The sequence below is a fragment of the Arthrobacter sp. 35/47 genome (assembly GCF_000520475.1).
GTDB lineage: Bacteria > Actinomycetota > Actinomycetes > Actinomycetales > Micrococcaceae > Arthrobacter_D > Arthrobacter_D subterraneus.
In genome coordinates, this window is the sequence record NZ_KI914618.1 from 82,019 (window position 1) to 90,992 (window position 8,974).

At 64.3% G+C, this 8,974-nt stretch carries 9 protein-coding genes; 2 read left to right on the forward strand and 7 right to left on the reverse strand.

Annotated features, from left to right (window positions below; all coding sequences use genetic code 11):
- The 6 genes from X803_RS21650 to dinB all read right to left on the reverse strand — a co-directional run.
- A partial coding sequence (locus tag X803_RS21650) for a penicillin-binding transpeptidase domain-containing protein (protein WP_035779349.1) occupies positions 1–999 on the reverse strand: 999 nt, incomplete at its 3' end.
- Between the two features lie 34 nt (positions 1,000–1,033).
- Positions 1,034–1,747, reverse strand: a complete 714-nt coding sequence (locus X803_RS0115205) for a cell division protein FtsL (RefSeq protein ID WP_051470807.1) — start codon at positions 1,745–1,747, stop codon at positions 1,034–1,036.
- Positions 1,744–2,736 carry a 16S rRNA (cytosine(1402)-N(4))-methyltransferase RsmH gene (gene rsmH, locus X803_RS0115210; RefSeq protein WP_026545798.1) on the reverse strand — a complete coding sequence of 331 codons (993 nt, stop codon included), beginning with the start codon at positions 2,734–2,736 and terminating at the stop codon, positions 1,744–1,746. The genes X803_RS0115205 and rsmH overlap by 4 nt, the downstream gene beginning before the upstream one ends.
- 214 nt (positions 2,737–2,950) lie before the next feature.
- Positions 2,951–3,382, reverse strand: a complete 432-nt coding sequence (mraZ, locus tag X803_RS0115215) for a division/cell wall cluster transcriptional repressor MraZ (RefSeq protein ID WP_026545799.1) — start codon at positions 3,380–3,382, stop codon at positions 2,951–2,953.
- A 284-nt stretch (positions 3,383–3,666) separates the two neighbouring features.
- Positions 3,667–4,044 carry a DUF3040 domain-containing protein gene (locus X803_RS0115220; RefSeq protein ID WP_026545800.1) on the reverse strand — a complete coding sequence of 126 codons (378 nt, stop codon included), beginning with the start codon at positions 4,042–4,044 and terminating at the stop codon, positions 3,667–3,669.
- Between the two features lie 228 nt (positions 4,045–4,272).
- Entirely contained in the window at positions 4,273–5,517 is a 1,245-nt protein-coding gene (gene dinB, locus X803_RS0115225; protein ID WP_035779352.1) for a DNA polymerase IV, read from the reverse strand.
- 112 nt (positions 5,518–5,629) lie between these two features.
- On the opposite strand from dinB, the gene X803_RS0115230 reads away from it, so the two are divergent.
- Entirely contained in the window at positions 5,630–6,739 is a 1,110-nt protein-coding gene (locus X803_RS0115230; RefSeq protein WP_026545802.1) for a polyprenyl synthetase family protein, read from the forward strand.
- A 7-nt stretch (positions 6,740–6,746) separates the two neighbouring features.
- On the opposite strand, the gene X803_RS0115235 is transcribed toward X803_RS0115230, so the two are convergent.
- On the reverse strand, positions 6,747–7,100 hold the full coding sequence (locus tag X803_RS0115235) for an Rv2175c family DNA-binding protein (RefSeq protein WP_026545803.1): 354 nt from the start codon (positions 7,098–7,100) through the stop codon (positions 6,747–6,749).
- 271 nt (positions 7,101–7,371) lie between these two features.
- Between X803_RS0115235 and X803_RS0115240 the strand changes: the two genes are divergently transcribed.
- A complete protein-coding gene (locus tag X803_RS0115240; RefSeq protein ID WP_026545804.1) occupies positions 7,372–8,925 on the forward strand; it encodes a LysM peptidoglycan-binding domain-containing protein in 1,554 nt (517 codons plus the stop codon).
- Positions 8,926–8,974: the final 49 nt, after the last annotated feature.

Below are 8,974 nucleotides of genomic sequence, written 5' to 3' on the forward strand. Positions count from 1 at the left end.
GATGATCCCCTCCTCGAGCCCTGCCGCCATGGTGATCAGCTTGGTGGTGGATCCCGGCTCGAAGGACGCAGTCACCGATAGGGGTTTCCAGAACTCCGGATTGGTCGACTCGTAGTCGTTGGGATCCGGGGTAGTGGACTCGGCCATCGCCTTGATTGCCCCGGTGGAAGCCTCCACCACAACGATGTTGCCCCACTCGGCGTTGTAATCCTCGACCTGCGCAGCGATGGTCTGCTGCGCGAAGTACTGCAGGTCCTGGTCAATGGTGAGCCGTACTGACTGGCCGTCCTGCGCCGGCACGTCCTCGTTGGTGGCATACGGTATGCGGATGCCGTCGCCGCCGATCTCGAAAGTACGGCTGCCGGCTGTGCCGGTAAGGACCTCATCCTGGGTCAGTTCGATACCGCCGAGCGCGCGACCATCGCCGCTCATGAAGCCCAGGATCGATCCGGCGACTGCCCCGGACGGGTAGGTGCGGAGGGTGGTGGGATCAGCGTAGACACCCGGCATCCCGACAGCGAGCACCTGGTTCCTCACCTCGGGCGTGACCGAGCGTGCGACGAAGCCGAAGGAAGCATCACCCAGGATGGCAGCCTTCAGCGTCTCGACGTCCTGACCGAGAATCGCCGAGAGCTCTTCGAAACCCTGTTCCATCGGGATGTCCTGGACCCGTTCGTCCGTCTCCGGGTTGTATCGGTCGAACGTGTCACCGCCGCTGAGCCGCTGGTCCACCACGATGTCGAAGCGCTGGACTGTGTGCGCCAGTTCATTGCCGTCGTCGTCCAGAATGCTGCCCCGCAACGCCGGAACCTGCTGGGTCACAAGCCGCTTGTTCAGGCCGGCCTGAGCCATTCCTCCAAGGTCCAGTCCCTGGACCTGGAACAACCGGACACCCAGGACCAGCAGCAGGATCAGCACAAAAGCCAGTCCCACCCTGAGCCTCGCGGCTCCGAGCGCGACCCGTAGTGTTTCGTGTTGGGTGTTGTCGCCTGGTGCCACCGTGGTTCCTCGCTGCTGTGGTTACTGCGGTCTCTTACTGTCCGGGCGCCGCCTGCGCCGGCGCAGGGATCGTGCCGCCATTGGCTGGTTCCGCGGGAGCGGTGTCCTCGACCGGGGCCGGAGGCGTTGCCTGCTCAGCGGCTTCCGCCGGCGCAGCAGCCTCAGCCGTGGGTTCCGCTGCGGGTTCCTCCTGGGGAGCCGGGGCTGGCGGCGCAACAACTGTGCTCGGCAGGTTCACAGCGGGGGCGGGTACAAGAACGGGCGGGGCATCGGACTCCTTGGCTGGTTCCGGGCTTCCGGTGACTGCCAACGAATCTACATCAACCGTTCCGAAAGTCGGGGAGGCCACCATGTCGAGTTTGTGCGCCGCCGTTGCAAGGCTCTGCGGGGCCCTGAGGTTCTCAAGCCGTTGTGTCAGTGCCTGGTTCTGTTCAGCGAGGGCTACTTCCTCACCCCGCATGGACACCAGCTTGTACTGACTGCTTGAAACCGAGATGTTCAGCATGAGCACCACCACCAGCGCGGCAATCAGTGCGGCCATTGAGAACACCGCGAAGGGCACTCTGCCGCGGGTCGGTGCCGCGGGAACCACAGAGAGCGGGGTCCGGCGTCGTTCCCTCCCCGGCTGCGCCTCGGGATGGGCTCCTGCGGAATGCTGCAGGGCACGGGCCGTGCTGCCGGCTACGGCTCCGGCTGCCGCGTGGGCGCTGCGATACGCGGACGGCCTCTGCTGCACTGATTGGCTCATCGTGCGTTCCTGTCTGTCGTGCTGGTTCTGATGCGTTCCACGGCCCGGAGCTTGGCGGATGCGGCCCGGGGATTTTCGGCGATTTCCTCGTCGGTGGGGGCTTCTGTGCCCCTGGTGAGCGTTTTGAGGTAGGGCTTGTGCTCGTCGAGTTCGACGGGAAACCCGACCGGCGCTGAGGATCTGGTACCGGCGGTGAAGGCGGCTTTCACGATCTTGTCCTCGAGGGAGTGATAGGACATCACCACAACCCTTCCCTGGACACCGATCGAGTCGAGCGCAGCGGGAATCGCCCGGGTCAGGACGGAAAGCTCCTCATTGACCTCGATACGGAGTGCCTGAAAAGTGCGTTTCGCCGGGTGCCCGCCGGTCCGGGCGGCACCTGCTGGAACCACTGAGCGGATTGCATCGACCAGCTCGCCGGTGGTGGCGAAGGGCTTGTCCTGCCGTGCGGCGACGATTGCCGACGCAATACGCCCCGCAAATTTTTCCTCTCCCCAGGTGCGGATGATCCGCTTCAGGTCCTCTTCGGGATAGGTGTTCACGACATCCGCCGCGCTCTGCCCTTCGCTGGTGTCCATTCTCATGTCGAGGGGAGCATCGTAGGAGTAGGCGAAGCCGCGTTCGCGCTCATCGAGCTGAAGGGAGGAGACACCGAGGTCGAACAGGATCCCGTGCACTCGGTCAATCCCGAGGTCCGCAAGGACGGAGGGGATCTCGTCATACACCGCGTGAACCAGGTCAATGCGGTCCTCGTAAGGCGCCAGCCGCTCTCCCGCCAGCTGCAGCGCCTGCCTGTCGCGGTCGATTCCCACGAGGTGCAGGCCGCTGAACCGCTGGAGCAGCGCCTCGGAATGGCCTCCCATACCCAGGGTCGCGTCCACCACGACGGCGTCCGTGCCTGCAGCTTCGATCGCGGGAGCAAGGAGGTTGACGCATCGCCCCAGGAGTACGGGAACGTGCCGTTCCTGGGTGGGACGCTCCTCCCCCATATGCCCGCTCCTCTCTGCTGGCTCTTCAGGCCCGGGCCTGAGTTCGAACGGGTGCTTCGGTTCTTCGGTCAGATCCCCATCCGCTCCGGGGCCCGGCTGCCTGACTCCGGGGAAGGTGAGTCAGGAAACTCGGCCGCTGGGCGGCTGGAGGTCTCATCGAAGAGCTTGGTGCAACTCCGTCATGCTGTTTGTCTTGCGTGGCCGGCAGCGACTGTCAGAAAATTCCTGGCAGTGCATCTTCGTCAGTTTCGGAGAAGGCTGTTTCCTTCTCTTCGAGATAGGCGTTCCACGCCCCGGCATCCCAGATCTCGGCCCGGCTGCCCGCACCGATCACTGCCAGTTCCCGGTCCAGCCCTGCGTAGGTACGAAGCGCCGGTGGAATGGTCACCCTGCCCTGCTTGTCCGGCACCTCGTCCGAAGCGCCGGAAAGAAAAACACGGATGTAGTCCCGAGCCTGCCGCGACGAGATTGGAGCCTCGCGCATCTGCTCATGAACCTTCTCGAACTCCCGCTGACTAAAAACGTAGATGCAGCGCTCCTGCCCCCTGGTCAGAACCAAACCGTCGCTCAGCTCGTCCCGGAACTTCGCGGGAAGGATCAACCTCCCCTTCTCATCCAGCCGGGGTGAGTGTGTTCCGAGGAACATCCGTCACCGCCTGTCCGATCGGGAGGGCCAAGCGCCACCACTACGCTCTTATGACCTCCACTTTACTCCACATTCCTCCCCCGTCAATGCAGGCGGTGGTGTTTCGCACAACGCGGCCGGAAAAAGTGCCCGGAAATCTGCGGATCGGGCGGCGTGGTGGGAAGTGGAGGGAGATTGGACCGGCAGCCCACCGTGGATCGGGGCGGGCGCGAGTGAAGGGGGTTAAACACCACAGGACCCGCCTTTCGGCGGGTCCTGTGGGGGAAAGTGGAGGAAGTGGGTGGCTAGGGTTGATCCCGTTTACGCTCGTCCCACTTTTCTTCGAGGCTGCTGAGGAAACCGCCGCCTGCGGAGCTCGATGCCTTGGCTCCCTTGCCCGAGTGGGGTGCTGCCCCATCCAGCCTGGTTTTGCTGGTCGCGTAGTAGACGCCGGCTCCCATGATGAGGAAACCTGCGACCCCGACGGGGATGAACTGGTTCCAGATTCCAAGGAGCAGGACCGCCACACCAGCGATGGTCACCAGCGAGCCGATCACGATGCGACGCGTGGACATCGAGCGGCTGGTGCTGGACGCCATGGAGTGGGCAAACTTGGGATCGTCGGCATGAAGCTGTTGTTCCAACTGGTCAAGCAGCCGCTGCTCGTGTTCCGAGAGTGCCATCACTGCCTCCTTGCTACTAATACCGAATCCCTCAAACCCAACAACGATTTCAGCCGGGAACAAGTTCCCGGCTGAAGCTGCGACTTATCCGCTGCAGCTTGTTGCTCTGAGCAGGGTCGACACCTAGTCAATCCCTACTTATGTCAATCCCTACTTATAAGGATAGTTTGCATTCACTCCGAGGGAAAGCGGCAGTCCCGACGCCAGAGGCCCTCAAGCCGTGCGAATTCACTCTGTCGATGGCCCGCCGGAGGGGTTTTTATCCTGCTGGGAAGGCCGGGGCCCGAGCAGCCTCGCGGGCATCACCATCGACGCCCCGAACTTCCCGTTAACCCGGTCGAGGGCCTGCTCTGCCAGGCGCCAGTTGTCGTCCTGCCTGTCGATTGTCAGCTGGTGCGAGCTGCCGGTCGCGGTTTCGAGCCGTTCCGTCCGGATACCGATGAGACGCACGCTGAGGGGGCGCTCCCCCAGCGACTCGAGAAGCTTGGTGGCGGCCGAATACAGCGCATGCGCACTGTCTGCCGGCTCGGGCAGCCGCCGGGACCGCGTCAGCGTGGAGAAGTCCGCATAGCGGAGCTTCAGCGACACTCCGCCCGCCTGTAGGTGTGCCGAACGCAGGCGCGAGGCGGTGCGGTGCGCGAGGCGGAGAAGCTCGGCTTTCAGGGTGTCATCGTCGGAGACATCGGCAGCGAAGGTTTCTTCGGCGCCGATGCTTTTCTCCTGCCTGCTGACCGTTACCGGACGTGGGTCCTTGCCCCAGGCGAGTTGGTGGACCTGCGTGCCGGTGGCGCCGAGGGTACGCTGCAGCACCGATACGGGGGTGCGTGCCACATCCTCGACGGTCCGGATGCCCAGTCGCGCCAGGACCTCCTGCGTCCTGGCACCCACTCCCCATAGCGCCGATACGGGAAGGGTATGAAGGTATTCGACGGTACGAGCCTCGGGAATGAGCAGCAGGCCGTCGGGCTTGCAGCGAGTCGACGCTATCTTTGCCACGAACTTGGTGCCCGCGATGCCGACGCTTGCCGTGATGCCAAGCTCCCGGTGAATTGTGCTCCGGATCAGCTCACCGATGGTTCTCGGCGATCCCAGCCGGCGCAGTGATCCGCTCACGTCGAGGAAGGCCTCATCAACACTCAGTTGTTCCACCAGTGGTGTGATGGTGCCGAAGATGTTCATCACGGATGCCGACACTTCGGCATAGCGGTCATGATGTGGTTCAACAATCACGGCATGCGGGCAAAGCCGCATCGCGGTTGCCATCGGCATGGCGGACCGGACACCGAACCGCCGCGCCTCATACGAGGCCGAGAGCACCACCGACCGCCCGGAAGGCGACCCGGCGATGACCGCCCTGCCGCGAAGATCAGGCCGGGAGAGCAGTTCCACCGACACGTAAAAGGCGTCCATGTCCACGTGGAGGATGGTGCATTCCGCGTCCTCGATTCCCGCGAGGTCGGAACGGACGGGCATGCAGACCATCCTACTGCGCCGTGATCCCGACAGTCGGCGGCCGCGCTGCACCGCAGGCAGCACCGGGCGTGACGCCGGGCTGGCCGGACCGGCAAACGCCTAGACTGGCCCTATGACTGACGGAACTGCCGCTCCTTCCACCGGTGTCGAGGATGAGGAGGACCGCTTCCGGAAGTCCCTTGGCGAGACAACCCGAAGCTTTCTCGCGGCACAGCGCGCCCTGATCCGGACGGTGTCGGACGACGGCGTGGTGCTGGTTGACGCGATCGAGCGGCTGGCAGCCGGCGGAAAGAAAATGCGGCCGCTCCTCTGCTACTGGGGCTGGCGGGCAGCAGGTGGCGCGGCCGAGGATGCCGGCGTCGTCATCGCGGGCATGTCGCTGGAGCTCTTCCAGGCCGCCGCCCTCGTGCATGACGACATCATTGACCGCTCCGACCTCCGGCGGGGCGCACCGAGTGTGCATAAACAGTTTGAAAAACACCACGACGACGGCGGCTGGCGCCTGGACGCGGAACGGTTCGGTGCAGGAGCTGCAATCCTCGCCGGCGACCTGTGCCTGTCGCTGAGCGAGGAGGCCTTCGCCTCCGTCCCCGGAAGCCCGGAGAGAATCGCCGGAGCCCGCGCCATCTTCAACCGGATGCGCACCGAGGTCATGGCCGGCCAGTACCTTGACCTCCTGGAGGAGGCAGTGGGTCCAGGACGGGATCCCGGCGAAGCGACGGAGCGCGCACTGAGCATCGTGCGCTTCAAGTCGGCCAAGTACTCCACCGAGCATCCACTGTGCATCGGCGGTGCATTGGCGGGTGCACCTGCCTCGCTGCTCGCCGGCTATTCCGCCTTTGCACTGCCCCTGGGGGAAGCGTTCCAGTTGCGGGACGACCTGCTGGGCGTGTACGGCGATCCGGCGGTGACCGGGAAACCCGCCGGTGACGACCTGCGGGAGGGTAAGCGGACAGTACTGGTGGCCAAAGCCCTGAAGGCGGCCGGCAACGATCAGGCCGAGCTGCTGAACGCCGGGCTCGGCCGCGACGGGCTCAGCGAGGATGACATTCGCCGTCTGCGCGACATCATCGATGCGACGGGGGCCAGGGAAGAGGTGGAGTTGCTCATTGAAGAGCGTGCCCGCGCGGGCTATGAAGCCCTCGAAGCCCTTCCACTGGACGCAGTCTGCAGGGAGGCGCTTTACTCCCTGGCCGACGCCGCGGTTACGCGGGTTGCCTGAGTCGCTGCTACCAGGCCATTGCCTGGGCACGACGGCGGATCTCCGTCTTGCGCCCCTGCTTTAATGCATCGATGGGACGGCCCGGAAGCGACTCGTCTTCCGTGAAGAGCCAGCGGATGATCTCCTCGTCGGAAAACCCCGAATCGCCGAGTACCGCGACCGTCCCCTTGAGGCTGTCCAGCACGTGCCCGTCGGTGATGAACTCAGCGGGTACGGACCGTATTCCCCTGTCGGTAATCCGCACCGCCACCAGTGCCCGCTCATTGATCAGCCCGTGGACCTTGGTGATGGACAGGCCGAGCGCCTCGGCGACATCGGGAAGTGGGAGCCAATCGCCCACGAGATTCTCCAGTGTATTCACGCCTTAAGCGTGCCATGCCTGCTTCCTGCAACTCCACCTGGGACCGATCTTTTGTACGCCGCCTCCGCGACACACCAATCCTGCGCAAATACTGAGACTTTCTGAGCTGTTGTGGTATCTACCTCATGGTGTAGATTCACATAAGTCACACAAGTAACACTAACAACTTGCGTATCAACTGCACCATGGGGTTCGGGGATCACGACGGCATAGGCTGCGCTCCTCGCCCTGCCATGCGGGCAAGCCCCGCCAACACAGACGAGGACCAACCATGACCGCCCAGCGCCCTTCATCGCCGCTGAACGTGCCGGCCGCCAGCACGACGCCTTTCAGGAACCGTGGAATAGGTATCGCGGTTACCTCTGCCGCAATTCCCGCCGTCGTACTCTCCTCGGTTGCCCTGGCTGCTCCGGCTGCGGCAGCACCGGCACCCGGCCAGGTCTCCTACCAGCCGCTCAAGACAGTCCCCGCGGCCTCCGGCTCGACCTCCGCCTTCATTCCGGCGTCCCTGGTGGCTGCGCAGGTGCCGCGGGTCGTGCCCATGCGGAGCACACCCTCGACCTACGTTGTGCGTCCGGGCGATACCGTCAGCGGTATTGCCGCCCGCCATGGTGTGGACATGCATGCGGTGCTCAAAGCCAACGGGCTGAAGACCACTTCGATCATCCATCCCGGCCAGAAACTCAAGCTCTTAGGCGCTACCGCACAGGCGTCCCCGGCCAGGAAGGCCGCTCCCGCTCCACAGTCGGCCACGTACACGGTGAAGGCCGGCGACACCCTCGGCGCAATTTCTGCCCGCCACGGGGTGAGCCTTTCCTCGGTGCTTAAGGCAAACGGTCTCTCGATGTCTTCGGTCATCCACCCGGGCCAGAAGATCAGGATCTCCGGTTCAGCGGCGGCGCCCGCGCCGGCACCCAAGGCTGCCGCACCGAAGCCTGCAGCACCTTCCTCCGGTGCCACCTACACCGTCAAGGCCGGAGATACTCTCGGCGCCATCGCGGCACGCCATAACGTCAGCCTTGGAACGGTCCTGGCGGCCAATGGCCTGTCGATGAGCTCGATCATCCACCCCGGCCAGAAGATCAAGCTGGGCGGCGGATCGAGCGTAGCGGTCCAGACCAGCCCAAAGCCCGCGCCCAAGCCGTCCGCAGCACCGGCCGGCGGCACCTACACCATCAAGGCCGGAGACACTCTCGGCGCCATCGCCGCGAAGCACGGCATCAGTCTCAGCGCGCTGCTCTCCGCCAACAAGCTCAGTGCCACAACAATCATCTTCCCGGGCAAGAAACTGACCATCCCCGGCGGATCCAAGACCTCATCCGGGGAGAAGCCGGCTGATCTGGTGCCGTCGACGTTCCTGCACTACACCTACCCGGATGCGGTCGTGGCAGAGGCGAACAAGAACAAGCACACGCTGAACAATCTTCCCGCTCCCTCGCAGGCCCAGATGAAGGCGATCGTCGCAGACACGGCCCGCAAGATGGGCGTCGACCCGAGCCTGGCACTCGCATTCTCCTACCAGGAGTCCGGTTTCAACCAGCGTGCGGTTTCCCCGGCGAACGCCATCGGCGCAATGCAGGTGATTCCGATGTCCGGTGAGTGGGCCTCTGACCTCGTGGGGCGGAAGCTCAACCTCCTGGACCCCTATGACAATGCCACCGCGGGGGTGGCCATCATCAAGGCCCTCATCCGCTCCAGCCCCAACCTGGACATAGCGATCGCTTCCTACTACCAGGGCCAGTACTCGGTAAAGACCCACGGAATGTTCGCGGACACCAAGAACTACGTGGCGGCCATCAAGGCTCACCAGAAGAACTTCCGCTAAACCACGGCATCCGCTGACAGACGGCGGCCGACGCCCACTGACCTGTGTT